24 protein-coding genes, 1 tRNA gene and 1 pseudogene are annotated in these 25,170 nt (G+C 62.9%); 18 read left to right on the top strand and 8 right to left on the bottom strand.

Annotated features, from left to right (window positions below; genetic code table 11):
• Nucleotides 1-44: 44 nt before the first annotated feature.
• The 6 genes from cysS (at nt 45) to HY019_RS18635 (ending at nt 6,057) form a co-directional block, all read left to right on the top strand.
• On the top strand, nt 45-1,436 hold the full coding sequence (gene cysS, locus HY019_RS18610) for a cysteine--tRNA ligase (protein ID WP_290695021.1): 1,392 nt from the start codon (nt 45-47) through the stop codon (nt 1,434-1,436).
• Entirely contained in the window at nt 1,437-2,132 is a 696-nt protein-coding gene (locus tag HY019_RS18615) for a DNA-3-methyladenine glycosylase (RefSeq protein ID WP_290695023.1), read from the top strand. It abuts the gene before it with no gap.
• A gap of 31 nt (nt 2,133-2,163) precedes the next feature.
• The gene (locus HY019_RS18620) at nt 2,164-3,135 is read left to right on the top strand and encodes an acetyl-CoA carboxylase carboxyltransferase subunit alpha (protein WP_290695025.1); all 972 of its coding nucleotides are present in this window, start codon (nt 2,164-2,166) and stop codon (nt 3,133-3,135) included.
• A 32-nt stretch (nt 3,136-3,167) separates the two neighbouring features.
• The gene (gene tilS, locus HY019_RS18625) at nt 3,168-4,514 is read left to right on the top strand and encodes a tRNA lysidine(34) synthetase TilS (RefSeq protein ID WP_290695027.1); all 1,347 of its coding nucleotides are present in this window, start codon (nt 3,168-3,170) and stop codon (nt 4,512-4,514) included.
• 117 nt (nt 4,515-4,631) lie between these two features.
• Nucleotides 4,632-5,888 carry an aspartate kinase gene (locus HY019_RS18630; protein ID WP_290695029.1) on the top strand — a complete coding sequence of 419 codons (1,257 nt, stop codon included), beginning with the start codon at nt 4,632-4,634 and terminating at the stop codon, nt 5,886-5,888.
• Nucleotides 5,889-5,966: 78 nt separating this feature from the next.
• A tRNA-Ser gene (locus tag HY019_RS18635) sits at nt 5,967-6,057 on the top strand.
• A 45-nt stretch (nt 6,058-6,102) separates the two neighbouring features.
• Here the strand turns inward: HY019_RS18635 and HY019_RS18640 are convergent.
• Nucleotides 6,103-6,975, bottom strand: coding sequence for an HDOD domain-containing protein (locus HY019_RS18640; RefSeq protein WP_290695031.1), 873 nt, complete (start codon nt 6,973-6,975; stop codon nt 6,103-6,105).
• A gap of 196 nt (nt 6,976-7,171) precedes the next feature.
• Here HY019_RS18640 and HY019_RS18645 point away from each other — a divergent pair, with 196 nt between their 5' ends.
• A complete protein-coding gene (locus HY019_RS18645; protein ID WP_290695033.1) occupies nt 7,172-8,197 on the top strand; it encodes a recombination-associated protein RdgC in 1,026 nt (341 codons plus the stop codon).
• Nucleotide 8,198: 1 nt separating this feature from the next.
• On the opposite strand, the pseudogene HY019_RS18650 reads toward HY019_RS18645, so the two are convergent.
• A pseudogene (locus tag HY019_RS18650) lies at nt 8,199-8,864 on the bottom strand (alpha/beta hydrolase); the annotation flags it as partial.
• A complete protein-coding gene (locus HY019_RS18655; protein ID WP_290695035.1) occupies nt 8,861-9,913 on the bottom strand; it encodes a M14 family zinc carboxypeptidase in 1,053 nt (350 codons plus the stop codon). The gene HY019_RS18655 and the pseudogene HY019_RS18650, both read right to left, overlap by 4 nt.
• A gap of 162 nt (nt 9,914-10,075) precedes the next feature.
• Here HY019_RS18655 and HY019_RS18660 point away from each other — a divergent pair, with 162 nt between their 5' ends.
• Nucleotides 10,076-10,216 carry a hypothetical protein gene (locus HY019_RS18660; RefSeq protein WP_290695037.1) on the top strand — a complete coding sequence of 47 codons (141 nt, stop codon included), beginning with the start codon at nt 10,076-10,078 and terminating at the stop codon, nt 10,214-10,216.
• Between the two features lie 15 nt (nt 10,217-10,231).
• Here HY019_RS18660 and HY019_RS18665 read toward each other — a convergent pair whose 3' ends face one another.
• Nucleotides 10,232-11,176, bottom strand: a complete 945-nt coding sequence (locus tag HY019_RS18665) for a CysB family HTH-type transcriptional regulator (RefSeq protein ID WP_290695039.1) — start codon at nt 11,174-11,176, stop codon at nt 10,232-10,234.
• Between the two features lie 345 nt (nt 11,177-11,521).
• Between HY019_RS18665 and HY019_RS18670 the strand changes: the two genes are divergently transcribed.
• The 6 genes from HY019_RS18670 to HY019_RS18695 all read left to right on the top strand — a co-directional run bounded on the left by HY019_RS18670 (nt 11,522) and on the right by HY019_RS18695 (nt 19,564).
• The gene (locus HY019_RS18670) at nt 11,522-11,941 is read left to right on the top strand and encodes a hypothetical protein (protein ID WP_290695041.1); all 420 of its coding nucleotides are present in this window, start codon (nt 11,522-11,524) and stop codon (nt 11,939-11,941) included.
• Between the two features lie 27 nt (nt 11,942-11,968).
• Nucleotides 11,969-12,913, top strand: coding sequence for an LD-carboxypeptidase (locus HY019_RS18675; protein ID WP_290695043.1), 945 nt, complete (start codon nt 11,969-11,971; stop codon nt 12,911-12,913).
• 119 nt (nt 12,914-13,032) lie between these two features.
• Entirely contained in the window at nt 13,033-15,252 is a 2,220-nt protein-coding gene (locus HY019_RS18680; protein WP_290695045.1) for an ABC transporter substrate-binding protein, read from the top strand.
• Nucleotides 15,252-16,235, top strand: a complete 984-nt coding sequence (locus tag HY019_RS18685; RefSeq protein WP_290695047.1) for an ABC transporter permease — start codon at nt 15,252-15,254, stop codon at nt 16,233-16,235. The genes HY019_RS18680 and HY019_RS18685 overlap by 1 nt, the downstream gene beginning before the upstream one ends.
• 12 nt (nt 16,236-16,247) lie before the next feature.
• Nucleotides 16,248-17,687: an ABC transporter permease gene (locus tag HY019_RS18690; protein ID WP_290695049.1), complete on the top strand. Its 1,440-nt coding sequence runs from the start codon at nt 16,248-16,250 to the stop codon at nt 17,685-17,687.
• 11 nt (nt 17,688-17,698) lie between these two features.
• On the top strand, nt 17,699-19,564 hold the full coding sequence (locus HY019_RS18695) for an ABC transporter ATP-binding protein (protein ID WP_290695051.1): 1,866 nt from the start codon (nt 17,699-17,701) through the stop codon (nt 19,562-19,564).
• A 20-nt stretch (nt 19,565-19,584) separates the two neighbouring features.
• Here the strand turns inward: HY019_RS18695 and HY019_RS18700 are convergent, their stop codons facing one another.
• The 3 genes from HY019_RS18700 to HY019_RS18710 all read right to left on the bottom strand — a co-directional run bounded on the left by HY019_RS18700 (nt 19,585) and on the right by HY019_RS18710 (nt 21,529).
• A complete protein-coding gene (locus HY019_RS18700; protein WP_290695053.1) occupies nt 19,585-20,142 on the bottom strand; it encodes a DUF6160 family protein in 558 nt (185 codons plus the stop codon).
• 198 nt (nt 20,143-20,340) lie between these two features.
• On the bottom strand, nt 20,341-20,616 hold the full coding sequence (locus tag HY019_RS18705) for a DUF4404 family protein (protein WP_290695055.1): 276 nt from the start codon (nt 20,614-20,616) through the stop codon (nt 20,341-20,343).
• An 88-nt stretch (nt 20,617-20,704) separates the two neighbouring features.
• Nucleotides 20,705-21,529: a glutathione S-transferase gene (locus tag HY019_RS18710; protein ID WP_290695057.1), complete on the bottom strand. Its 825-nt coding sequence runs from the start codon at nt 21,527-21,529 to the stop codon at nt 20,705-20,707.
• A gap of 44 nt (nt 21,530-21,573) precedes the next feature.
• On the opposite strand from HY019_RS18710, the gene HY019_RS18715 reads away from it, so the two are divergent.
• A complete protein-coding gene (locus tag HY019_RS18715; protein WP_290695059.1) occupies nt 21,574-22,596 on the top strand; it encodes a helix-turn-helix domain-containing protein in 1,023 nt (340 codons plus the stop codon).
• A gap of 30 nt (nt 22,597-22,626) precedes the next feature.
• On the opposite strand, the gene fabI is transcribed toward HY019_RS18715, so the two are convergent.
• Complete coding sequence (gene fabI, locus HY019_RS18720) at nt 22,627-23,409, bottom strand: enoyl-ACP reductase FabI (protein WP_290695061.1); 783 nt, start codon at nt 23,407-23,409, stop codon at nt 22,627-22,629.
• 68 nt (nt 23,410-23,477) lie between these two features.
• On the opposite strand from fabI, the gene HY019_RS18725 reads away from it, so the two are divergent.
• The 3 genes from HY019_RS18725 to nusA all read left to right on the top strand — a co-directional run.
• Complete coding sequence (locus HY019_RS18725; protein WP_290695063.1) at nt 23,478-23,705, top strand: hypothetical protein; 228 nt, start codon at nt 23,478-23,480, stop codon at nt 23,703-23,705.
• 31 nt (nt 23,706-23,736) lie between these two features.
• Nucleotides 23,737-24,396, top strand: a complete 660-nt coding sequence (gene rimP, locus HY019_RS18730; protein ID WP_290695065.1) for a ribosome maturation factor RimP — start codon at nt 23,737-23,739, stop codon at nt 24,394-24,396.
• On the top strand, nt 24,393-25,170 hold a 778-nt coding region (nusA, locus tag HY019_RS18735; protein ID WP_290695067.1), incomplete at its 3' end, for a transcription termination factor NusA. The genes rimP and nusA, both read left to right, overlap by 4 nt.

Here is a 25,170-nt window from a genome sequence, read left to right on the forward strand (position 1 = left end):
AACCATGTTCGAATACATTCGCCGCAGATCCCCCTATTTCTCCCATGAGTTTGCGTCTCTTCAATAGCCTGTCGCGTCAGGTCGAGCCCTTTGTCCCCATGACGCCAGGCCAGGTCCGCATGTATGTGTGCGGCATGACCATCTATGACTACTGCCATGTGGGGCACGCCCGCATGATGATGTCGTTCGACGTGGTGCAGCGCTGGCTGAAAGCCTCTGGTTACCAAGTGACCTATGTGCGCAACATCACCGACATCGACGACAAGATCATCCGCCGCTCGGTGGAGCGCGGGATCACGATCCGCCAGTTGACTGACGAGATGACGCGTGCCATGCACGAGGACATCGGCGCACTGGGCATCGAGCCGCCCACGCATGAGCCGCGTGCCACCGAGTACGTCGGGCAGATGCTGGATTTGATCAGCAAGCTGGAAGGCAAGGGCCTGGCCTACCGTGCCAGCAATGGCGATGTGAACTACGCGGTGCGCAAGTTTGAGGGTTATGGCAAGTTGTCCGGCAAGTCGCTGGACCAGTTGCGAGCCGGCGAGCGCGTGGCGGTGGACGAAGGCAAGCAGGACCCGCTGGACTTCGTGCTGTGGAAGGCTGCCAAGGCTGATGAGCCCGCTGATGCCAAATACGAGTCGCTTTACGGCGTGGGGCGCCCTGGCTGGCACATCGAGTGCTCGGCCATGGCCTGCACGCTCTTGGGCGATCAGTTCGACATCCATGGCGGTGGGCTGGATCTGCAGTTCCCGCACCATGAGAACGAGATCGCGCAAAGTGAAGGCGCCAGTGGCAAGCCGCTGGCCAACTACTGGCTGCACAACGGCTTCTTGAACGTGGACAACGAGAAGATGTCCAAGTCGCTGGGCAACTTCTTCACCATCCGCGATGTGCTCAAGAGCTACGACGGCGAAACGATTCGCTTCTTTGTGCTCCGCACGCACTACCGCAGCCCCTTCAACTACAGCGATGCCGGCCTGGATGACGCGCGCAGTGGTTTGCGTCGCCTTTACACGGCGCTGGACAGCGTGGACTTGTCGGGCAAGGCTGTGCCTGCCATCGATTGGGGCAACCCGCATGCAGCGCGCTTCAAGGCGGCGATGGACGAGGACTTCAACACGCCCATCGCGCTGGCCGTGTTGTTCGAGCTGGCTGCCGAGGTCAACCGTTCGCAATCGGTCGAGACCGCGTTGCTGTTGAAGTCGCTGGCCGGCGTGCTGGGCATTCTTCAGCAGGCGCCGAAAGCCTATCTGCAAGGTGATGTCGCTGCTTCTGGCGTGGACGTCGCGGCCATCGAGGCCCTGATCGTGGCACGTGCCGATGCGAAGAAGGCCCGTGATTTTGCGCAGGCCGATCGCATTCGCGAAGATTTGCTGGCACAGGGCATCGTGCTGAAAGACAGTGCCCAAGGCACCACCTGGGTGAAAGCTTAAATGGGTACGTCTCCCGCCAAGCCGCTTGTCACGGGCGAGGTTGCCAGCGCCCTCGTCACCCCGCCGTATTGGGACGACGCATGCAAGCATTTGTCCAAGCGCGACCGTGTGATGCGCAAGCTGATTGCCGACCATGGTTCGGCACGCCTGTACAGCCGAGGTGATGCGTTCACCACGCTGGCACGCTCCATCGTCGGGCAACAGATTTCAGTCAAGGCGGCGCAGTCTGTCTGGGAGAAGCTGTTGACCCTGTTCGGGCACCAGCCACCCGAGCAGCGTGGCCCGCTGTCGGTGCAAGGCGTGCTGGCGCAGTCGCCCGAGAGCCTTCGGCAGGTGGGTTTGTCCGCGCGCAAGGTGGAGTACATGCGCGACCTGGCCAAGCACTTCGACGAAGGTCAGGTGCATGTCGGGCAGTGGCAGCAGATGGACGACGAAGCCATCATCGAAGAGTTGATCGACATCCGCGGTATTGGCCGCTGGACTGCCGAGATGTTTCTGATTTTTCACTTGATGCGGCCCAATGTGTTGCCGCTGGATGACCTGGGCCTGATCAAGGGCATCAGCATGAGCTACTTCAGCGGTGAGCCCGTCTCGCGCGCTGAGGCGCGTGACATTGCTGAAGCCTGGGCGCCGTACCGCACGGTCGGCACCTGGTATCTGTGGCGTAGCCTCGACCCGCTGCCCGTGGAATACTGACAAGCCTGGAGTCTGAGAAAGGACGATCGCCATGAGCAAAAGACACTTTCTGGAGTTCGAGCAACCCATCGCCGAACTGGAATCCAAGATCGAAGAGCTGCGTTACGTGCAAAGCGAATCGGCCGTTGACATCTCTGAAGAGATCGACCGCCTGAGCAAGAAGAGCCAGCTGCTCACCAAGGACATCTATTCAACGCTGAGCCCGTGGCAGGTCACGCAGATCGCGCGCCACCCGCAGCGCCCGTACACGCTGGACTACGTGAACGAGCTGTTCACGGACTTCCAGGAAATGCACGGGGACCGTCATTTCTCTGATGACCTGTCGATCGTGGGTGGCCTGGCGCGTTTCAATGGCCAGCCCTGCATGGTGCTGGGCCATCAAAAAGGGCGTGACACCAAGGAGCGCGCGATGCGCAACTTCGGCATGTCTCGCCCTGAGGGCTACCGCAAGGCCTTGCGCCTGATGCAGACGGCCGAGAAGTTCGGCCTGCCGGTGTTCACCTTCGTGGACACGCCGGGCGCCTACCCCGGCATTGGTGCGGAAGAGCGCAACCAGTCCGAGGCCATTGGCCGCAACATCTTCGAGATGGCGCGCCTGGAGGTGCCCATCATCACCACCATCATCGGTGAAGGTGGCTCAGGCGGTGCGTTGGCCATCAGCGTGGCCGACCAGGTGTTGATGATGCAGTACTCGGTGTACTCGGTGATTTCGCCCGAAGGGTGCGCGTCCATCCTGTGGAAGACGGCAGACAAGGCGTCCGATGCGGCTGAAGCCCTGGGTATCACGGCGCATCGCCTCAAGGCCCTGGGCCTGATCGACAAGATCGTGAGCGAGCCCGTGGGTGGCGCCCATCGTGACCACAAGCAGGCTTGTGCCAACCTCAAGCGTGCGTTGAACGATGCCATGCGCCAGTTGAGCGACATGAAGGTCAAGGACCTGCTGCAGACCCGCTATGACCGGCTGCAAAGCTATGGTCGCTTCAATGACACCAAGGAGCATTGAGCTCCGATACGGTTGAGCCCGAGGGCGCTGTGATGTTGACGGATGCATCGCGGCCCTCTTGCGTGGCTGTGGCTTACAGCGGCGGCCGGGATTCGACGGCGCTGCTGCATGCAACGGCCTGCGCGGCGCGCGAGCACACCGGGATGGTGGTGTTGGCGCTGCATGTTCACCATGGTTTGAGTGCCCAGGCGGATGCCTGGCTGGCGCATGCCGAGCAGGTCTGCTCGCGTTGGGCTGAGCAGGGCTTGCCTGTGCGCCTGGTGAGCCGGCGTGTGCAGGTGGCCTTGGGCAGTGGTGTCAGTGTCGAAGCCCAGGCCAGGCGGGCGCGTTATCAGGCGCTGGCTGATATGGCCCGGGAGGCGGGCGCAGGGCTGGTTTTGCTGGCCCACCATCGCCGGGATCAGGCTGAAACCTTTTTATTGCAGGCGCTGCGCGGAGCTGGGCTCAACGGGCTGGCGTCCATGCCCGCCGAGATCGAGCGTGATGGGCTGCGCTGGGTGCGCCCATGGTTGGCCCATCCGCGTGAAGCGATCGAGGCCTATGTGGCACACCATGGCCTGAGCTGGATCGACGACGACAGCAACGCGCACACGCGTTTTGCGCGCAACAGGCTGCGCCTGGATGTCTGGCCCGGCTTGCTGGCGGCCTTTCCGCAAGCAGAGGCCAGTCTGGCTGCCGCGGCAAGGCGTTTGCAGGATGTCTTGCCGGGTGCGGAGGCCTGGCGCAGTGCGCTGGTGGCCTCGCTCTTGATGCCCGGGCGTGAGGGCGAGGCCGCGAGGCTGGACGCGGCGCAATGGGCCGAGTTGTCTGGCGCGCAGCGGCGGGAGTCCTTGCGGCATTGGTACCGGATGGTCGCCGGGGTGAGCCTGGCCGCCAGTTGGGTGGAGCGTCTGGCGCATGAGGTACCGGGGCTGGTGTTCCAGCAGAAGTCCTTGCCGTGGCCGGAGATCGGGCTGGGGCTGTATCGAGGTGAGCTGGTCTTTCTCGGGGTGGTGAAAACGGCGGGCGCTGATGCGTTGCCGCCGGGTGAAGTCCCTCTGTGTATCCAGGTGCCTGGCGCGCACGCGCTGGCTTCCTGGGCAGGCCACCTCCTTGTTGCGCCTGTGCCCAGCGGTGGGGTGCGACCCTCTGTGCTGGCAGCGGCCGTGGCCCGCCCCAGGGCTGGCGGCGAGCAGTTTCAGTCTGGTCCAGGCAGGCCGGCTCGGTCATTGAAAAAGCAGTTTCAGGCGTCTGGCGTCCCCCAGTGGGGCCGTGATGGCCCCTTGATCTGGTCTGGGGATGCTCTGGTTTTCGTGCCGGGGTTGGGCGTCGATGCGCGCTGCGTGGCACCCGCTGGCGAGCCTCAGTGGGGCCTTGAATGGGTGCCCGCCTCCCGTTAAATGACGGGTTTTTCCAGGCAGGCGGGCCTGTGAGGCTAAAATCGAGAGTTCGATCGCGCACGCTTCGTGAGTTTTCCTGGTGTGTTTCATGCGCGGTCTTTTCCAACAACATCTGACATGGCACTGATCGTTCACAAATACGGCGGCACGTCGATGGGCTCTACCGAGCGCATCCGCAACGTGGCCAAGCGCGTGGCCAAGTGGGTGCGGGCGGGTCATCAACTCGTGGTCGTTCCCTCGGCCATGAGCGGTGAAACCAACCGTCTGCTGGGCCTGGCCAAAGAACTCTCCGCGAGCCCCAGCGCCCGCGAACTCGACATGATTGCCGCCACGGGCGAGCAGGTCTCGTCCGGCTTGCTGGCCATTGCGCTGCAGGCTGAAGGCCTGGAGTCGGTCAGCTACGCTGGCTGGCAGGTGCCCATCAAGACGGATTCGTCCTTCACGAAGGCGCGCATCGAGAGCATCGATGACGCCCGCGTGCGCGCCGATCTGGCTGCAGGCAAGGTCGTCGTGATCACCGGCTTCCAGGGTGTTGACCCTGAAGGCCACATCACCACCCTGGGCCGCGGCGGCTCCGACACCTCGGCTGTGGCCGTGGCGGCGGCCATGAAGGCCGACGAGTGCCTGATCTACACCGACGTGGATGGCGTGTACACGACCGACCCGCGCGTGGTGCCCGAGGCCCGCCGCCTGCATGCCATCAGCTTCGAAGAGATGCTGGAAATGGCCTCGCTGGGCTCCAAGGTGCTGCAGATCCGCTCGGTGGAATTCGCCGGCAAATACCGTGTGCCCCTGCGCGTGCTGTCCAGCTTCACGCCCTGGGATATCGACCTGGCTGAAGAAGCCAAGTCGGGCACGCTCATCAGTTTTGAGGAAGACGAAAAAATGGAACAAGCCGTTGTTTCGGGCATCGCGTTCAACCGCGACGAAGCCAAGATCACCGTGGTCGGCGTGCCCGACACCCCCGGCATTGCCTACCAGATCCTGGGCAAGGTGGCCGAGGCCAACATCGACATCGACGTGATCATCCAGAACGTGTCGCATGACGGCAAGACGGACTTCTCGTTCACCGTCCACCGCAACGATTTCAGCAAGACCGTGGAATTGCTCGAATCCAAGGTGCTGCCCACCTTGGGCGCCGCCAAGGTGGTGGGCGACCCCAAGATCTGCAAGGTGTCGATCGTGGGCATCGGCATGCGCAGCCACGCGGGCATCGCCTCGACGATGTTCAAGACGCTGTCTGACGAGAACATCAACATCCAGATGATCACCACCAGCGAAATCAAGACTTCTGTCGTGATCGACGAGAAATACATGGAACTGGCTGTGCGGGCGCTGCACAAGGCTTTCGGCCTGGAAGAAGCCAAGGCCTGATCTGCGTTGCGGATCAGCGTTGTTTTGAGCGCAACAGGCTGATAGCCTTTAATTCTGGGCTAGAATGCTAGCTGTGCTGGAGATGTGGCCGAGTGGTCGAAGGTACTCCCCTGCTAAGGGAGCATACGCCAAAAGCGTATCGAGGGTTCGAATCCCTCCATCTCCGCCAGAACAAGAAGCCCCCAAGTGAGAAATCGCTTGGGGGTTTTTCTTTTCAGGCTTCCAGGGCGAAGCGATCGTGCAATTCGTCGGCCCAGTTGTCGACGTCGCCCTGAGACACGGACAAGGTTCTCAAGGAGCGTTGCCCGCCCTTGACCCATTCGGCGTGTGCGTTGAGGCCCTGAAACCGCTGGATGATGTGTTCCACCACCAGGCACAGGGCAATCAGTTCATGGACCTGGCCTGGTTGGCTTTCTTCCAGGTAGTCGTAGTCGTGGTGCAGTTTCACGGCATTGGCCACATCGGGCGCCAGCCCCCATGAGCGGGCCAGCAGGGCGCCGATGACCGTGTGATCGGTGCCGTGGCGATCCTGTTCAATGCAGGTGAAGGGGTGCTCGCTGCGGTTGGCATGGTCCAGCGTGTCGATGTAGGAGGGCTCGGCAAAACGCTGGGCCAGCAGCGGGATGCCCACATCGGCGAACAGGCCCATGGTCTGCGCGGTGTCGGGCTCCAGCCCCACGCGGCGTGCCAGCAGGCCCATGGCCTGGCTGCGTTTGGACGAGACGTCCCAGAAGCGGTAGAGGGCCGGCCCATTGGTGGGCAGCACCTTGCGCAGCGCGATCTCGGTGAGGACGTGCTCGCAACGCTTGAACCCCAGGATGGCAAAGGCCTCGGACACGGTCGAAATGCGGCGGCTGAGCCCCAGCCAGGGCGAGTTGACCAGCTTGAGCAGCGCGGCTGACATGGCCACGTCCGAGTTGACGATGTGGACCAGCCGGTCGGCGCGGGGTTCTTCCCGCTCCAGTTCCAGCTGAAGGTCGACCAGGGAGCTGGGGCGAGGCGGAATGTTGATGTCCTTGAGCAGGGCCTTGAGGTCCAGCTCGGCGCGGCATACAGGGCCCGCAGGGGCTTCTGTCGTGATTGGCATACGTACTCCCGTTTGTATGCCTTCATATCGCCCGCTTTGTAACGATCTGAATCCGAAATTGTGAAATCCGCCCTGAAATTTTGCTGAAACACGAACCGGCGGATGACCCCCTTCAGTCCGCTACACTCAATACCTCGTTGCAACGCCTCTGACCCGTCAGGGGCGTTTGCATTGGTGGGTTTGTAGAAGGTCGAACGTGTTCAAGAATCTGACGGTGTATCGAATCGGGCCGGACTGGTCGGCCGAGGCTGCCACGATGGAGGCAGCGCTGGACAAAGAGCGTTTTGTGGCCTGCGGTGCCACGCAGCAGAAGTCTTCCGGCTGGGTTGAGCCGCGCGGAGAAGCGCATGCGCCCCTGGTCGAGGCTGTGGATGGCCATCTCTTGCTCAAGCTGATGACCGAGCAGCGCGTGGTGCCCGGTTCCGTGGTGAAACGCCGCGTGGACGAGATTGCCGAGCAGATGGAGAAGTCCACCGGTCGCAAGCCCGGCAAGAAGATCATGAAGGAGCTCAAGGAGCAGGCGTTGCTGGAGCTGCTGCCCATGGCCTTCACCAAACAGTCGGTGACGCGCATCTGGGTTGCCCCGAAGCAGCGCTTGCTGATGGTGGACAGCGGCAGCCAGTCCAAGGCCGAAGAGGTTGTGACCATGCTGATCAAGGCGCTGGATGGCCTGGCACTGACCTTGGTGCAGACCGAGATGTCGCCAGCCGTGGCCATGACGCACTGGCTGGGTACAGGTGAGCCGCCTTATCAGTTCACGATCGACCGCGAGTGCGAGTTGAAGTCCACGGACGAGATGAAGTCCATCGTGCGTTATGCCCGCCACGATCTGGATACCGAGGAAGTCAAGCAGCACATCGTCAGCGGCAAGGTGCCCACGCGTGTGGCCATGACCTGGCGTGATCGCGTGTCCTTCATCCTGACCGAGTCCATGCAGCTCAAGAAGGTGGCTTTCCTGGACGTGGTGTTTGAAGGGCCGATGGCCGTCGCGGGCAAGATGGACAAGGGCGAGGCCTTCGATGCGGACGCGGCCATTGCCACGGGCGAGTTGATCGAGCTGATCCCCGATTTGCTGGAGGCGCTGGGCGGCGAACAGGTCATGGGCCAGGGTTCACCGGCACCGCTGGCCGAGGCGCCGGCATCGCCAGCCAGGACTGAATCTGCTGTGCAACCCAGGGAGCTGCATCCAGTGGCAGATCATGCCCCGCCGTGGGATGCCTGATTAAAGGCAGTTGCCAGCGCTGCGCCAGGGCGGCTGAACAGCTGGGGTGGACGAGCTGGTCGTCCAGCGCGTTGAGGACCAGCATGGGCATGGCCGGCCTGGCTTTCGGCGCCCGGTAACGGGTGGCCGCCCAGAGCTGCCTCAAACCGTTGGCCGTGCTGACCGGGTGCTGCGCCCGAAGTTGCAGCCAATGTTGCAGCGTGGCTTGCGCGTCTGCCGGGTGGCGTGTGGTCATGGCCATGATGGCGCGCTCCCAGGCTTCGGCGCTGGCGCGTGTCAGCAGCAGCTTGAAGATCCGTGGGTAGTTGCGCGCCTGCAGCCTGTGCCAGAAGGGGCTGAAGGGGCGCAGGCTGGTGTTGATCAGCACGCAGCGCGTGAGCTCTTGCGGGTGCGCATGCGCCCAGGCCACCGTGACCATGGCCCCCAGCGACATGGCGACCACGTTGTAGGGCGGGCGGTGCCCTTGTTCGGCCAGCGCGGCCCGCAGCGCCTCGACCATGTCTTCCACCCGTGTCGGGCTGGTTTGAGCGTGCAGCTCGCCGTTGCCGGGTAGGTCTGGCGTCAACAGTTCGCTGCCCGGTGGCAGGGCAGCCAGCAAGGTGGGCACGAACGCGCCCCAGTGGCCTTGTTCGCGGGTCAGGCCTCGCAGCAATATCCAGGTGCTCATCGGATCAAGCCTTTGTGTTTGCGGTGAGGCAGTTCCGGGTACCAGCGGGCCAATGCCTGGCGGTGGTGCAGGTCGCGCTCCTGCTCGTCAGGTTGCCACCGGGCGTGGCTGGCCACGGCCCGCGTCATGAAATCCAGCATGACCATGTGGCGCCGCAGGACGCGTTGCTGCCGATGGGCAATGAGTGGGTTGAAGATGCCATGCCGGCTGAAGAGCTGGCGTGGGTTCTTCTTGACCCACAACCAGGAACCCATCTCCAGTGTCAGAGGCAGGAAGACATGCTGTGGATGCTGCGCACGCGCCAGCAGATAGAGGTGATCCCACAGGTCGCCGTGGGTGAGGTAGTGCAGGCTTTGCGGCTCGAAGACATAGCGGTGATAAGCCTGCGCCTGGTCGAAGATGCGGTGCAGCGCATGCACCTCGGCCAGGTGGGCAATGGGCTCGCAGGTGTGTGCAAAAGGGAACCAGATGCGGTCTTGCACGCCGAAGCCGGAGTGGCAGTCGATGGCGGCACTGAAGGGACTGGTCAGCAGCCTGTGTTCAACGGTCTGGCACAGGGCGTAGCTTTCTTCCTGCATGGGCGCGTCTTTGGGGCCGCGGTACCAGGGCAAGGTGGCGCTCAGGCGCTGGCCACCGATGAGGAAGGGGGTCTCTTCCTTGGCTTCGATGGGTGCATTGCGCATGAGGTCCACGCCCTGCGGGTTGGCGCGTGTGCCTTGCCACAGGCCGCCCGGGTTGACCAGGGGCATGAAGACCAGCCGGACTTCGCCCAGCAGCGTGTGCAGCAGGCTGTCCCACTTCAGGCGGTGAACCAGGCTGCCCAGATAGGCCAGCACGACCTCGGCACCGATGCGCTCCAGCCCGTGCACGCCGCCAAAGAAACCGATGGCCGGCGCTGCAGGATCCGGGTTGCCCATGGTGACCGACAGCACGTCAAAGGTGTGCGAGCCCATCTGGACCTTGCACATGAGCTGGGTGTCCATGTGCGCGCCGCCCAGCTCGATCAGGCGATGCAGTTCATCCAGTTCAGGCAGGACAGATTGGGGCACGCTGTGGGTGACGTCGGGCGACGTGCTGGGGCAGTCGAACAAAACCCAGCAAGCTAGCCTGCTCAGATGTCAGGCGTGCGACAGGTGGCATACCCACCTTGTCACAGGTGTGTCACAGGCGCCTCTTACCGTCTCCATCCATTCGGACTCGGGAGTGCCAGCATGGCCCGTCATCACACCATTGGTCGTCAGGTTTTCAAGGTCGCCGTATTGAGCCTGGCCGCTTTGGGCGGGCTGGTTGAATGTGCGGCCTTGCTGCGTGCACGCCTGGCGGGGCAGAACTCGGTCGCGCGCCAGGGCTGATCACGCCGCGCGTCATCAGATATCGAACTGCTCGCCCGCCTCGGCGCCTGAAGCCATGTCGACCACCTTGCGTGTCAGTGGTGGCGCAAAGGTCTCGATGAAGCTGTACACGTAGTTGCGCAGGAAGGCCCCCTTGCGGAAGGCCAGGCGCGTCATGTTGACGGCGAACAGGTGGCCTGCGCCAAGGCCGCGCAGGTTGAGGTCGCGGTCTTCGTCAAAGGCGATGGCCGCCACGATGCCCACCCCCATGCCCAGCTCGACATAGGTCTTGATCACGTCCGCGTCCATGGCGGTCAACACGATCGAGGGTTTGATGCCATCACGCTTGAAGGCGTCGTCGATGTGCGAGCGCCCGGTGTAGCCCTCGTCGTAGGTGATGAGGGGGAACTGCGCCAGCCGCTGCAGGGTCAAGGGGTCACCGTCCAGCAGGGGGTGATTGGGCGGCACCACGACGGCGTGAGACCAGGTGTAGCAGGGCAGTGTCACCAGTTGCGGGTATTGCGCCAGCGACTCGGTGGCGATGCCGATGTCGGCTTCACCGTTGATCAGCATGTTGGCCACTTGCTGCGGCGAGCCTTGATGCAGGCTGAGCGTGACCTGAGGGAACATCTCCCTGAAATCCTTGACGGCCGACGGCAGGGCATAACGCGCTTGCGAGTGGGTGGCGGCAATCGACAGCGGGCCCACGCCATGCTCGGAGAAATCGCGTGAGGACTGGCGCAGGTTTTCGGCGTCTGTCAGCAGGCGCTCGATGATGGGCAGCACCTGCGCGCCCGGCTCGGTCAGGCCAGTGAGGCGTTTGCCGGCGCGCACGAACAGATCAATTCCCAACTCTTCTTCCAGCTCCCGGATCTGGCGGCTGACGCCGGGTTGGGAGGTGTGCAGCGCATTGGCCACTTCCGTCAGGTTGAACCCACGGCGTACGGCCTCACGGACGGAACGCAGTTGCTGGAAGTTCATATGGGGTGTTTGTTAATGCGAAGACTGCATTTTCGTTATGCTTAATTATGAGTAAAACATATATTTACTTCTATGGATATATGAAAAGCGCGCAAGCTTGTGGCACTCAGAAAAGCTTGAGGCCCGCTTTGTAAACGATTGATACAGCATGGTGCCCGGCGGGGATCGCGGCTGCCCATCGGTGAGGTGGCTCAGGGCGGCTGGCCGACTCAATCGGGTCAGCATGCCGCTGCAATTTCCGAAGTTGCCGAGAAATCCTTCACGCGCCCCGTTCATCGACCACTGGACAGGCCTCGTGCGGTGTGACTTGCTGGGAACAGGTGTCCCACTTGTTCGGAGTCCGTCATGCAGGCAAAAACAATTTGTTTCAGTTTCGTCGCTGGCTTGCTGCTCGCCGTGGCCAAGCCCGCCTTTCCCGGCGTGCCGGACGACATCAAGCGGGACTTCGCCCACGCGGTGTACGACGGCTCACCCCAACTGGTGCACAACCGCAATCCCCAGCCACTGCTGCGCGCGGTGATCGTGCTGAACGTAAAGCTGGACGAATCCGAGAACTGGCGCGCCGAAGTGCTGCGCACGAACGATGAGCAGCCCGAGATGCTGGCCCGGGCGATTGAGACGGTGCGTCGCGCGCCGCACATCCCCTTGAGTGAGTCGGCCAAGGCCGAGTTGCGCCGCAACGGCCTGATCGAAGCCTGGTTGTTTGACAACGATGGCAGCTTTCAGGTCAAGACTTTGGCCAAGGCGCAGCGCAGCGGGCTCTGAGCGCGCTGGCTCGGTCAGAATAGCGGGATGACTGAAGCCCGCTCCTCTCTGATCATCTTCAGCCCGTCCGGCATCGTGCCGGCGGCTGCCCCTGTCCGCAAGGCCGCCAAGCGTCTGCAGGCGCTCGGCTTCGATGCCGCGGTGGACGAATCGGCACTGACCAAGCATCAGCGTTTTGCAGGTGAGGACGGTGTTCGCCTGGCGGCCATCCACCGCGTTGCCCAAGCCGCGCCCGATGTGATCCTGGCAACCCGCGGGGGCTATGGCCTGAGCCGCCTGCTGGACCGCATCGACTGGAAGCTGCTGGCGCGCAGCGTGGAGCAGGGCGCGGCCTGGGTGGGCTACAGCGACGTGACGGCGCTGCAACTGGGCGCCCTGGCGCACAAGGCAGCAGGCCCGGCCAAGGTGGGTGAGGGCGTGAGCGCGGGCTTCTGGGCCGGCCCCATGGCCTGTGACGACTTTGGCCGTGCAGACAGCCCCGAGGGTGGTGACGACGTCACCCAGGATTGTTTTGTGGAGGCCATGACCGGCGAGCTGGAGGCCGTGGGTTTCCGCACCGAGCATGGCGCCGATGGGCTGGAAGTCAGCGGGCGCCTGTGGGGTGGCAACCTGGCCATCGTTCAGTCGATGCTGGGCACGCCCCACTTCCCCAAGATCAAAGGTGGCGTGCTTTTCCTTGAGGATGTCAATGAGCACCCCTACCGCATCGAGCGGGCTTTGCTGCAATTGCATCAGGCCGGTGTGCTGGCGCAGCAAAAAGCCATCGTGCTGGGGGCCTTCACCGAGTACCGCAAGTCGCCGCTGGACCGTGGCTACAACCTCAAGTCGGTCATCGCCTACTTGCGCACACAGGTCAAGACACCGATCCTGACTGGCCTGCCGTTTGGCCACGTTCCCGTGAAGCTGACGCTGCCTTTGGGGCGCCAGGTCAATCTGGTGGTGCAAGGGCGCGACGCTTTTGTGATGTGGTGATCCCCCTGGGCTGAAGGCCGCCCAAGCCAAGCCACAATAGGCCCATGCACATTTGGCTGGAAAGCATCCTCCGCGCACTGAACTGGCTGCTTGCCTTCGGGCAAGGTTTGCGAGGGCCTGTGCGCCTTTTGGCAGTCGGCCTTCTGGCCAGCTCGCTGCAGGCTTGCGACAACAGCCCTCATCCGGAGGGCGCCGCAGAGCACAACACGCTGTACACCGCATTCAACGAGCGCTCGCCCCGGTACCTGGACCCGACCTCGTCCTACAGCAGCAACGAGACCCCGTACACCTACCAGGTCTACGAGCCGCTGTACGCCTACCACTACCTCAAGCGCCCCTATACCTTGATCCCGCGGGCCGCCCAGGCCGTGGTGGCACCGCACTACATCGGCAAGCAAGGTCAAGCCTTGCCTGATGATGCCCCGGCTGACCAGATCGCCGAGAGCGTCTACGAAGTCAAGCTCAAACCCGGCATCCAGTTTGCGCCGCACCCGGCCTTTGCCAAGGACGCGCAAGGCCACTACCTCTATCACCACTTGAGCCGCACCCAAGTTGGTGACAAGCGCAGCCCCTGGCAGTTCGATCAACAAGGCACGCGCGAACTGGTGGCCGAGGACTATGTCTACGCCATCAAGCGCCATGCCACCACGCGCACGGCGGCGCCGGTGTTCGGCACCTTCTCGGAATACGTGGTGGGCCTGGCCGATTACGGCAAGCTGATCCGCGCCGAGGACAAGAAGCTGCGCGCCGGCCTGCCCGCCTCAACCCGCGACAAGCCGTTTCTCGACTTCCGCCAATGGCCGCTGGCGGGCGCGCAGGCCGTGGACAAATACACCCTGCGCATCCGCATCATGGGCAAGTACCCACAGTGGAAGTACTGGATGGCCATGACCTTCCTGGCACCTGTGCCCTGGGAGGCCGATGCTTTCTACGCCCAGCCTGGTATGGCCGACAACGGCTTGTCGCTCAACACCTGGCCTGTGGGCACGGGCCCCTACATGATGTGGGAGTACGTGCAGGACCGCCGCCATGTGCTCAAGCGCAATCCGAACTACCGAGGCGAGCCGTATCCCTGTGAGGGCACGGCCCAGGACAAGGCGGAAGGGCGGTTGGCCGATTGCGGCAAGCAAACGCCCTTCATCGACACCATTGTCTTCAACATCGAGAAGGAAGCGGTGCCTCAGGACACCAAGTTCCGTCAGGGTTACCTGGACATCCCCGAGTTCGACCAGATGAGCTACGGCACGGCTTACAAGATCCAGATGGAAGATTCATCGGACTTCAACAAGGAGTTCACCGACAAGGGCATCGTGCTGGCGCGCAATGTGGACTTGTCCAGCAAGTACATGGGCTTCAACTGGCTGGACCCGGTCATCGGGCAAGGTGACACGCCTGAGCAACGCATCCGCAACCGCAAGCTGCGCCAGGCCTTGTCGATCGCGATCGATTGGGACGAGTACAACCGCATCTTCCCCAAGGCAGCCGGTGAGGTCGCGCAGGGGCCGCTACCGGGCGGGGTGTTCGGCTCCCGCCATGGCACGCCTGAAGGCCTCAACCACGTGACACACAAGCTGGTTAACGGGCTGATCGTGCGCCGCCCGATCGAGGATGCCAAGAAGCTGCTGGCTGAAGCCGGCTACCCGGATGGCCGTGACGCGAAGACAGGCAAGCCCCTGGTGCTCAACTATGACTACGGCGCGCCAGCCACCCCGGAAGCCAAGGCCACACTGGACTGGACGAGCAAGCAGTTTGCCAAGCTGGGCATCCAGCTGGAGATCCGTGCCACCGACTACAACCAGTTCCAGGACAAGGTGCGCCGTGGCAAGCACCAGATCTTCAGCTGGGGCTGGCTCGCCGACTACCCGGACGCGGAGAACTTCCTCTTTCTGCTGTACGGACCGGGTGCCAAGTCGGTTCACGATGGTGAGAACGCGGCCAACTACCAGAGCCCCGAATACGACAAGCTGTATGCCCGCCTGCGCTTCATGGACGATGGCCCGGCCAAACAGGCCGTGATCGACCAGATGGTGCGCATCCTGCAAGAAGACGCGCCGTGGTCCTGGGGCTACTTCCCGTATGCATCGGGGGCTTATCACCGCTGGGTGCACAACGGCAAACCCAGCATCATGGTGCGTGACCAGGCGCAGTACTACCGCATCGACACCACCGAACGGGCGCGCAGCCTGCGTGAGTGGAACAAACCCGTCTACTGGCCTTTGGTGCTGCTGGTGCTGGTATTGGCCGGCATGGGGTGGTGGGCTGTGCGCATGGTCAAGGCGCGCGAGATGCAGACGGCGCAAGCGCCCGATGCCAGCGGCTCATTGAGCAGGAGGCGTTGATGTTGAACTACGTGCTGCGCCGACTCGGCTATGGCCTGGTGATCCTCATCGGCGTCAACCTCATCACCTTCGTGCTCTTTTTCACCGTCAACACGCCGGACGACATGGCGCGCCTGAACATCGGTGGCAAGCGCGTCACGCCCGATCAGATCGAGAAGTGGAAGGTCGAGCGGGGCTATGACAAGCCCATGCTGTTCAACGACAAGGTGAGCGGCGCGGGCAAGCTGACCGAGACCGTGTTCTGGGACCGCTCGGTGTCCTTGTTCAAGTTTGATTTCGGGCGAGCAGACAACGCCAGCGCAGGCGACATTGGCTACCAGATCCGCCAGCGCATGGGCGTGAGCCTGCAGTTGACCGTGCCGTTGTTCCTGCTGGGGCTGTTGGCCAGCGTGATCTTTGCCCTGTGGCTGGTGATGTTCCGGGGCACGCGGATCGATTTCTGGGGCGTGGTGCTGTGCGTGTTCATGATGTCGATCTCCAGCCTGATCTACATCATCGCGGGGCAGTTCCTGTTTTCACGCATGGCCAGGCTGGCGCCCATCTCTGGTTATGCCAATGGCCTGGACGCCTTGCGCTTCCTGGTGCTGCCCATCGGCTTGATGCTGCTGGCCAGCCTGGCCGGGCAAGCGCGCTTCTACCGCACGCTCTTTCTGGAAGAAGCTGGCAAGGACTATGTGCGCACTGCGCGGGCCAAAGGCCTGGGTGAAGTGCGTGTCATGGGCGCGCATGTGCTGCGCAACGCCATGCTGCCCATCATCACCAGCGCGGGTGGGCTGTTGCCCGGCCTTTTCATGGGCGGCTTGCTGACCGAGAGTTTCTTTGGCATCCCCGGCCTTGGCGCCTACATGATCGACGCCATTGCCAGCCAGGACTTCGCCATCGTGCGCTCGATGGTCTTCCTGGGTTCGGCGCTGTACATCCTCTCCAACATCCTGATCGATGTGGCCTACACCTGGGCTGATCCTCGGGTCCGGATGCAATAAGGCAGAACGCACATGGGATTGAAGCTTGTCGTTTTGTGGACCGATGCGGTGCTGTGGCTCATGCTGATGGGTCTGGTGCAGTACATCCGTGCCGTGCGCCGGGACGAGTCGCTGCGCGCGACCTGGCAGCGTGTGTTCGTGACGCCAGCAGGTATGGCTTCGGCCGTGGTGCTGGCCGTGATGCTGGCCGTGACCCTGGCTGACAGCCTGCATTTCAGGCTGGCCTTGCCCGCGGTCAATGGAGGCGCCCAAGCCTATGACACGCGCACCCTGTCCGTGCTGGACCTGGGTTTGCGCAAGCTCATCGACAGCCGCGAGAACAGCTATTCGCGGCCTTTGGCCACGTATGGCTTCACCAAAGAGACCGTGCCGCCCAAGCTGGGTGAAAAGCCGGTGCTCGACGAAAACGGCCTGCCGGCCTTGCCCAAGCGGGCTTTCCCGCGCTTGAAACATGGCGGTGCCGGCCTGCAGGACGCCGATAAGGGCTGGGCGCCTGACGTGGCGCAGCGCCTGTTGTTGGGCGCGGCAGGTGGCGTGACGCTGGCCTTGCTGTTGTTTGCGCTGTGGCGCAAACGCATGGGCGAGGACAACCCCCTGGCCTGGCGTGCTGCCTGGATGACCGCCAGCTGCATGGCCCTGATGCTGTCCTGGGGCGTGGCCTTGAGTTGGGGGCAGGGCTACCACGTGCTGGGCACCGACCGCACAGGCAACGACATCCTCTACATCACCATCAAGAGCATCCGCACCGCCTTTGTGATCGGTAGCCTGGCCACCATCGCCACCATCCCGCTGGCGCTGGCCTTTGGCATTGCTGCCGGTTACTTCAAGGGGTGGGTGGACGATGTGATCCAGTACATCTACACCGTGCTCTCCTCGGTGCCCAATATCCTGCTGATCGCCGCGTGCGTGCTGATGATGCAGGTCTTCATCGATAAGCACCCTGAGCTGTTCGAGACGGGGCTGGAGCGGGCCGACCTCAAGATCTTCCTGCTGTGCGTGATCCTGGGCGTGACGGGCTGGGCCGGCCTGTGCCGCCTGCTGCGCGCCGAGACCCTCAAGCTGCGCGAGCTGGAGTACGTGCAGGCGGCTACGGCCTTTGGCGCCACACCCTGGCGCATCATGCGTCGCCACATCCTGCCCAATGTGATGCACCTGGTGCTGATCACCACCGTCATCGAGTTCTCCGGCCTGATCCTGTACGAGGCCGTGTTGTCCTACGTCGGCATCGGCGTGGACCCGTCCATGAGCAGCTTTGGCGGCATGATCAACCAGGCCCGAGGCGAGATGTCACGCGACCCCGTGGTCTGGTGGTCGTTTGCCTCGGCCTTTGTGTTCATGGTGAGCATCGTGCTGGCGGCCAACTTGTTTGCCGATGCCGTGCGCGACGCCTTCGACCCGCGAGCCCGCGTTTTTCGCCCTGTCAAACGTCCGGCTGCCGCCGTGACTGCCTGAGGATCAGCCCCATGTTGCAACTGCAAGATCTGCAAGTGGTGCTGGAGGCCGACGCCGGGCTGGTGAAGGCGCTCGATGGCATCAGCCTGACCCTGCAACGCGGTGAAACCTTCGCCCTGGTGGGGGAGTCTGGCTGTGGCAAGAGCATGACGGCGCTGGCGATCATGCGCCTGCTGCCAGACAACGGGCGCGTGGCGCGTGGCCGTGTGGCCTTGAGCAACCAGGTGCCGGACGCCAAGCCCACCGAGCTGCTGGCCCTGCCTGAGTCCAGCATGCGCCGCGTTCGGGGTGGGCGCATAGGCATCATCTTTCAGGAGCCTGCCACCAGCCTCAACCCGGTCATGCGCGTGGGTGATCAGATCGTCGAGGCCATCGAGGCGCACACCAGCTTGCGCGGTGCGCTCGCGCGTCGCAAAGCCATCGACTGGCTCAAGCGCGTGGGCATCCCGGAGCCCGAGCGTCGCATCGACAGCTATCCCTTCGAGATGAGCGGGGGGCAAAAACAGCGCGTGATGATCGCCATGACGCTGGCCGCCGAGCCCGACTTCTTGATCGCCGACGAGCCGACCACCGCACTGGATGTCACCATCCAGAAGCAGGTGCTGGACTTGCTCAAAGCCCTGCAAAGCGAGCGCCAGTTGGGGCTGCTGCTGATCACCCATGATCTGGCCGTGGTGGCCGACATGGCGCACCGCGTGGCCTTGATGTACGCGGGGCAGATCATCGAAGAGGCGCCTGCAGAGCGCTTTTTCCGGCAGCCGCGCCATCCCTATGCCCGCAGCCTGCTGCAGGCCTTGCCGGATGCGGCTTTGCGGGGGCAGCGGTTGGCCGCCATTGGCGGTACCGTGCCGCCCTTGTGGCAGAACTTTGTCGGCTGCCGGTTTGCGCCCCGGTGTGATCGCGCCCAGGCGAAATGCCAGACGCAAGCGCCGCGCCTGGAGGGGCAGGGCGGTAGCGTGGTGCGTTGCTGGTTCCCGGTGGAGAGCAAGCAGGATGCCGGCGCGACGGTCGACGCCAAGGTGGCCGAGCGATCGGCCGGCAACGCGGGCGAATCAGCGGCTGAGCGCCTGTTGGAGGTCAAGGGCCTGAACGTGCGTTTCACCTCGGGCGGCGGCTTGTTCCGCCAGCGTCATGTCGTGCAGGCCGTGTCGGACGTGTCCTTTGCTGTTCACGCCGGCCGTACCCTGGCGCTGGTGGGTGAATCCGGTTGCGGCAAGACCACGACAGGGCGCGCGATTGTGCAGCTGCTGCGCGGGCAGCCTCAGATCGAGGTGTCCGGTGAAGCCTGGTTGACGAGCAGCAGTGGCCGCCAGAACCTGTTTGCCATGCAATCGGCCGAGTTGTTCAATGCACGCCGCTCGGTGCAGATGGTGTTCCAGGATCCCTTCGCCTCCTTGAACCCCCGCATGCGCGTGCAGGACATCTTGCAGGAAGGCCTGCTGATCCTGCGGCCTGACTGGACGACAGATCAGCGCATGGCCCGCGTGCGCGAGTTGATCGAACGTGTGGGCTTGCGCTCAGATGCGCTGAACCGCTTCCCGCACGAGTTCTCCGGCGGTCAGCGGCAGCGTCTGGCCATTGCGCGTGCCTTGGCCGTGGAGCCCAAGGTACTGGTCTGCGACGAGCCCACGTCAGCGCTGGACGTGTCCGTGCAGGCTCAGATCCTGAACCTGCTGCGCGAGTTGCAGCAACAACTGGGCTTGGGCTTGCTGTTCATCACCCACAACATGGGCGTGGTCGCCTACCTGGCGGACCATGTCGCGGTGATGCAGCAAGGCAAGGTGGTGGAGCAGGGCGAGGCGCAAGCAGTGCTTGAAGCCCCGCAGCACGACTACACGAAGATCTTGCTTGCCGCCGTGCCGCGTCGCCCCGTCTGACTACCCGACAGCGCGCGATATCAGTGCGCCCAGATCCAGATCTTGGTGCCTTGCATGTCGATGTTGTTGATGGCAAAGCTGCCAAACGACTTGCTGCTGTTGCCCATCGTGATGGACGCCACCGTGATGCTGGGTGTCAGGCGGCTGTCCAGGTGCGCGTTGGGGAAGGCAAACTGCACCACATCGGACACGCCGTCGTAGATGCCGGCGCCGGTGGGGTTGTCAACGGCGTCATAGGGCAGCAGCTTCACCGACTCGTGCACCGCGTTGCGAAAGCCGATGTACTTGGTCATCGACTGCAGGATGGAGGTGGTGATTTCTCCAGCATCCAGGATGTCCATGGTCATCACGAACATGCCTTTGATCCCGATGTTGTTGAACGAGACCGAGCCGCCGGTGGGGTCGGTGTCCTTGTAGACAAAGGAACCGATGTTGATGTTGAGGTCGCCGGCAATGGACACCCCGTCCTGGCCGCTGATTTGCCTCAGATCCTGATCCTGAACGGGGCTCATGGCCGAAGCAGCCAGACCGACACCGGACAGAAGAATGGCCACTGCAGAACGCTTGAAAGTCGTCATGTGATGTTTCCCGAAAGTGTGTGATCGGTGCATCCTGACGCACATGGCCGCGCTTGCCTAGGTGATAAGCGCTCGAAACAACAGTCTGTTTGAAACGGACTGAATGATTTTGGCGTGCTCTGGCAAAACAGATGGTTGCGCAGGGCGTTTATGACGCTTGTTTGTTTGAAACGGGCGCTGTGCCGCCCTAGCGCCACCTCAGATGCCCATCTTGCCGAGCGTGTCCATCACGTCACGCAGTGTGCTGGCCAGGTAGGGGTGTTCGCTGGCAAACCGTGCCTCGATTTCCGTGGCGCGCTCCCCCAGCGAGGCTTCGTCGGCATCGCGGGCCACAGGGCTGCCTTGCGCCAATACCTTCTGGATATCCTGATCAAGTGCCTGCAGTTGCTGCTTGAGTTGGCCATCAACGGGCTGGCCCGATTCGAGTTCCGCTTGCAGCTTCTTCAACAACGCTGCCAATTCTTGTTTGTCCATGTGATTTCTCCGGTACACGCTTTGATTCTGCCAAGCCCGCAGGGTAGTGCATAGGGCAAGGCGTCATCATCGGCGTGATCCAGGTCATTCAGGCACGCAGTCTTTGGGCTTGTGGCGAAAACGCGCCGCCCTGGAGCTCGCCCCGGTGCAAGGCATAGATCTGCCTGACCCATTGCAGGGCTGGGCGATGGCGCCAGGGGGCGATGGCCGAGGCCATGCTCTGGGCGAACTGCGGGTCGCCATAGACGGGGTGCTCCGACGGGCAGGCGATGGGTGCCAGCAGAGCGGCGGCGGTGATGTCGGCTGCCGAGAAGCGGTCATTGACGAGATAGGTGCGCCCATCCTTGAGTTGAGCCTCCAGCCAGTCAATGACCTGCGTGATGCGCTCGCGCGCGATGTCGCTGCGCTTGGGAGTGATGTGCAGCTTGCGTTTGAATGCCCAGCGGATGACGGGGTAGGCGCCGCGGATGAATGTTGCTTGGCCGGGGCTGGCGTAGTCCGTCCACAGGCGTTTGATGTGCTCGTCGGCCGTGCCGAAGCTGTTGGCATACAGAAAGCGCGCCACGTCTTTGCCGATGGCGTCAAAGCGCTGCTCCACTGCGCGAATCTGTTGCATGCCGCTTTGAGGCAGGACATCCAGTGGGCCGAGGTTCTCGGTCAACCAGTCCAGGATGCGGGGGCTGTCCTGGATGGCTTTGGCACGCGTCTGGAGGATGGGCAGCGTGGTCTGCCCCCTCTTGCCCATGCGCAGGGCTGGCACCATGTGAAAAACCGGCGTCATGCAGACCTCCCGGTAGGGGATGCGGCTGTGGTCCAGCGTCCAGCGAATCTTCTCGCTGTAGTGCGACATGGCGAAGGTGTAGAGCGTCAGGCGTGCGGCGTCAGCGGAGTTCATTGGGGGCGAAGCAGTCATGAGCGTCATTCTGTCCAGGGTGACGGGCCCCTACAATTGGCGCAATGGACATCTTTGATGCTGATCTGGACAAAGCGGGCCGCCTGACGGCTCAAGCCAAGGTGCCGCGCCAGGAGCGGCGTGTTCACCGGGTGGGTGTGCTGGTCTGTGCGCAGGCCAGCCTGGCCAGCTTGGGCCTCCTGATGGACGTATTTCGCATGGCCAACCTGATGCCGGGCGCGCACCGCTTCGAGTTGACGCGGGTGAGCGATGACGGCGCACCTGTGCGCCATCCCGATGGCGAGTTGACGGTGGAGGGTGGCATCACGCTGCTGTCCGGCATGGACCTGGTGGTGGTGCCCTCCATGTGGACCCAGGGGGCAGTTGCAGTCAAGTGCAACGGCCGGCTGGTCGCGGCCCTGCGTGATCTGCCCGAGCGCGTGCTGGTGGTGGCCATGTGCACGGGCGCCTACATGCTGGCCGCGACAGGACGTCTGGCGGGCAAGCGCGCGACGACGCACTGGCTGCTGGCTGACGGGCTGCAAGCCAGCTACCCGGATGTGCAGGTCGATGCTGGCGAAAACCTCGTGCAGCAAGGCGGCCTGATCTGCTCGGGCGGTTCGCTGGCTGGGGTTGACGCGTGCCTGCTCGCCGTGCAGCTGTTGACGGATCGAGCCACAGTTCGGGGGCTGGCGGCCATGTTGGTGACAGACCTGAGTCGCGGCCCCCAATCGCGCTTCGTGCCCTCACTGGGCATGCGGCGCCACGCAGACAAGGAGATGAAACGCCTCCAGGATCTGCTGGAGGCTCGCTATCAGGAGGAGTGGGGGCTGCAGGATATGGCGGCCCAGGTGCACGTCAGTGTGCGCACCTTGCAGCGGCGCTTCCTGGCGGCCACGGGCATGACACCTGTTCAGTATCTGCAGGCGGTGCGCATTGAACGCAGCAAGGACTTGTTGGAGTCGGAGCGCCTGGCTGTCCCTGAGGTGGCGGCCCGCGTGGGTTACCAGGACCGGGTGGCCTTCGGGCGCCTGTTCAAGAAGGTGGTGGGCATGACCCCGGCGGCTTACCGGCAGAAGCACCAGTGAGGGTGCCTCTGCGTTTGCGCCAGATGGCAATCAGTCGTTGCCGCCAGCCATGACGTGGCTGAAGCCGCCATCCACATAGGTGATTTCGGCGGTCACGCCGGCAGCCAGATCCGACAGCATGAACGCGGCCACGTTGCCCACGTCCTCGATGGTCACGTTGCGGCGCAGTGGCGCGTTTTCTTCCACCACGCTCAGGATCTTGCTGAAGCCCTTGATGCCTGACGCTGCCAGCGTCTTGATGGGGCCGGCAGAGATGCCGTTGACGCGGATGCCCTTGGGCCCCAGGCTCGATGCGGTGTAGCGCACGCTGGCTTCCAGTGAGGCCTTGGCCAGCCCCATGGTGTTGTAAGCCGGCACGATGCGCTCGGCCCCCAGATACGACAGGGTCACCAGCGCGGCGCGCTCATTGAGATAGGGCAGGGCAGCCTTGGCCATGGCGGGGAAGCTGTAGGCCGAGATGTCGTGGGCGATGCGGAAGGATTCGCGCGTCAGGCCTTCCAGGAAGTCGCCAGCGATGGCCTCGCGGGGGGCGAAACCGATCGAGTGCACGAAGCCGTCGAACTTGGGCCAGACCTTGGCCAGGTCCGCGAACATGGCGTCGATCTGCTCGTCGCTGCCAACGTCGCAATCAAAGATCAGTTCGGAGTCAAATTCTTTGGCGAACTCGGTGATCCGGTCCTTGAAGCGCTCGCCCACATAACTGAAGGCCAGTTCGGCGCCTTCGCGCTTGCACGCTTTGGCGATGCCGTAGGCGATCGAGCGGTTGGACAGCAGGCCGGTGATCAGCAGGCGTTTGCCAGCAAGAAATCCCATGAGGTCTCCATAAGGGGTGCTAAACCAGGCGCGGATTTTGGCATGGCAATGTGCATAAAAGAGAATTTGTGGCCGAAGTCTTGATCGAGCGCGTTCCTCAGGGTAAAATCTGGGATTGGCTGCTTTCGGACAAGCCCCTGGCTTTGCACAAGTCGATCGAACTGGTTAGCTTCGGTCCACGTTTTTGCATGGTCGCACCTGACGCAAGCCAGGTGCAAGGCACAAAGCAGCACGTCTCGTGTTTGTCACGAATGGGCGGGTCTTCCAGCCCATTTTTTTTGCTCGACCGTTTTTGAAGATCGCTTGACTGATCGTTTTTACGACTGAATGACCTGGCTCAAAGTAGTTGAAACCACCGTAACCGGCCTCGGGTACGAGCTTGTGGACTGCGAACGCAGTACGCAAGGTCTGCTGCGCGTGTACATCGATCGCTTGCCTGAGCAGGCCTACGATCTGCCCGGCGATCTGGTCACGGTGGATGATTGCGAAAAGGTCACGCGCCAGTTGCAATATGCACTGGAAACGATCGACGCAGATTACGCTCGCCTGGAGGTGTCCTCGCCCGGCGTGGATCGCCCGCTCAAGACCCCGGCGCATTTCGCGCGTTTCGTGGGTGAAGAGGTCGCGATCTCGCTGAAGGTGCCTTTCCAGGGGCGCAAGAAATACAGTGGCATCTTGTGTCAATCACAGGATGCGGATCCTGCCCTGATCGAATCGGGTCAGGCCTGGGGACTGGTGCTCAAGGCGCCGGATGCCGACAAGCCCCTGTCCAAGACGGCCGCCAAGAAGTTGGCCAAGGACCAGGCCAAAGGCATCGTGCAGCCTCAGGAAGTGGATGAGGTTTTAGGTTTCACGCTTGATGAAATTCGCGAGGCGCGTCTGGTGCCTGAGGTGAGTTTCAAAGGGCGTAGCGGTCGGGTGGCAACCCCGGCTGCTGGTGATGTTGCCGTAGATGAGGCGCAAGAACTCGGAGGTCAGAAGAAATGAATCGCGAATTGCTGATGTTGGTGGACGCTATCTCTCGCGAGAAGAGCGTGGACCGTGATGTGGTGTTTGGTGCGGTCGAGTCCGCCCTGGCCTCTGCAACCAAGAAGCTGTACCCTGGCGAAGTCGATATCCGTGTGGCGATCGACCGCGAAACCGGTGTGTACGAAACCTTCCGCCGTTGGCACGTGGTGCCCAACGAGGCTGGTCTGCAGTTGCCTGACGCTGAAATCCTGCTGTTTGAGGCCCAGGAACAGATTCCTGACATCGAAGTCGACGACTACATCGAAGAGTCCATCGAGTCCGTGCCCATTGGCCGTATCGGTGCGCAAGCTGCGAAGCAGGTCATCCTGCAAAAGATCCGCGATGCCGAGCGTGAGCAGTTGCTCACCGATTTCCTGTCTCGCGGCGAAAAGATTTTCGTGGGCACCGTCAAGCGCCTGGACAAGGGCGACATCATCGTCGAGTCGGGCCGCGTCGAAGGCCGCCTCAAGCGCTCCGAGATGATCCCCAAGGAAAACCTGCGCTCCGGTGACCGCGTTCGTGCCTACATGCTGGGCGTGGACTCGCTGGCCCGCGGCCCGCAAATCATGCTGTCGCGCTCGGCGCCTGACTTCATGATCGAGTTGTTCCGCCAGGAAGTGCCCGAAATCGAGCAAGGCCTGCTGGAAATCAAGAGCTGCGCCCGTGATGCCGGCTCGCGCGCCAAGATCGCCGTGCTGTCGCATGACAAGCGCGTTGACCCGATCGGTACCTGCGTCGGTGTGCGCGGTTCGC

This window comes from Aquabacterium sp. (assembly GCF_016195855.1).
Lineage (GTDB): Bacteria > Pseudomonadota > Gammaproteobacteria > Burkholderiales > Burkholderiaceae_C > Aquabacterium.

Bases quoted from the DNA above. Each gene is read 5' to 3' on its own strand.
- HY019_RS18700 (WP_290695053.1), bottom strand. From the start codon at position 20,142: ATGACGACTTTCAAGCGTTCTGCAGTGGCCATTCTTCTGTCCGGTGTC.
- cysS (WP_290695021.1), top strand. From the start codon at position 45: ATGAGTTTGCGTCTCTTCAATAGCCTGTCGCGTCAGGTCGAGCCCTTT.
- HY019_RS18670 (WP_290695041.1), top strand. From the start codon at position 11,522: ATGCAGGCAAAAACAATTTGTTTCAGTTTCGTCGCTGGCTTGCTGCTC.
- rimP (WP_290695065.1), top strand. From the start codon at position 23,737: ATGACCTGGCTCAAAGTAGTTGAAACCACCGTAACCGGCCTCGGGTAC.
- HY019_RS18620 (WP_290695025.1), top strand. From the start codon at position 2,164: ATGAGCAAAAGACACTTTCTGGAGTTCGAGCAACCCATCGCCGAACTG.
- tilS (WP_290695027.1), top strand. From the start codon at position 3,168: ATGTTGACGGATGCATCGCGGCCCTCTTGCGTGGCTGTGGCTTACAGC.
- HY019_RS18615 (WP_290695023.1), top strand. From the start codon at position 1,437: ATGGGTACGTCTCCCGCCAAGCCGCTTGTCACGGGCGAGGTTGCCAGC.
- HY019_RS18695 (WP_290695051.1), top strand. From the start codon at position 17,699: ATGTTGCAACTGCAAGATCTGCAAGTGGTGCTGGAGGCCGACGCCGGG.
- HY019_RS18710 (WP_290695057.1), bottom strand. From the start codon at position 21,529: ATGACTGCTTCGCCCCCAATGAACTCCGCTGACGCCGCACGCCTGACG.
- HY019_RS18665 (WP_290695039.1), bottom strand. From the start codon at position 11,176: ATGAACTTCCAGCAACTGCGTTCCGTCCGTGAGGCCGTACGCCGTGGG.
- fabI (WP_290695061.1), bottom strand. From the start codon at position 23,409: ATGGGATTTCTTGCTGGCAAACGCCTGCTGATCACCGGCCTGCTGTCC.
- HY019_RS18660 (WP_290695037.1), top strand. From the start codon at position 10,076: ATGGCCCGTCATCACACCATTGGTCGTCAGGTTTTCAAGGTCGCCGTA.
- HY019_RS18640 (WP_290695031.1), bottom strand. From the start codon at position 6,975: ATGCCAATCACGACAGAAGCCCCTGCGGGCCCTGTATGCCGCGCCGAG.
- HY019_RS18715 (WP_290695059.1), top strand. From the start codon at position 21,574: ATGGACATCTTTGATGCTGATCTGGACAAAGCGGGCCGCCTGACGGCT.
- HY019_RS18675 (WP_290695043.1), top strand. From the start codon at position 11,969: ATGACTGAAGCCCGCTCCTCTCTGATCATCTTCAGCCCGTCCGGCATC.
- HY019_RS18690 (WP_290695049.1), top strand. From the start codon at position 16,248: ATGGGATTGAAGCTTGTCGTTTTGTGGACCGATGCGGTGCTGTGGCTC.
- HY019_RS18685 (WP_290695047.1), top strand. From the start codon at position 15,252: ATGTTGAACTACGTGCTGCGCCGACTCGGCTATGGCCTGGTGATCCTC.
- HY019_RS18630 (WP_290695029.1), top strand. From the start codon at position 4,632: ATGGCACTGATCGTTCACAAATACGGCGGCACGTCGATGGGCTCTACC.
- HY019_RS18705 (WP_290695055.1), bottom strand. From the start codon at position 20,616: ATGGACAAACAAGAATTGGCAGCGTTGTTGAAGAAGCTGCAAGCGGAA.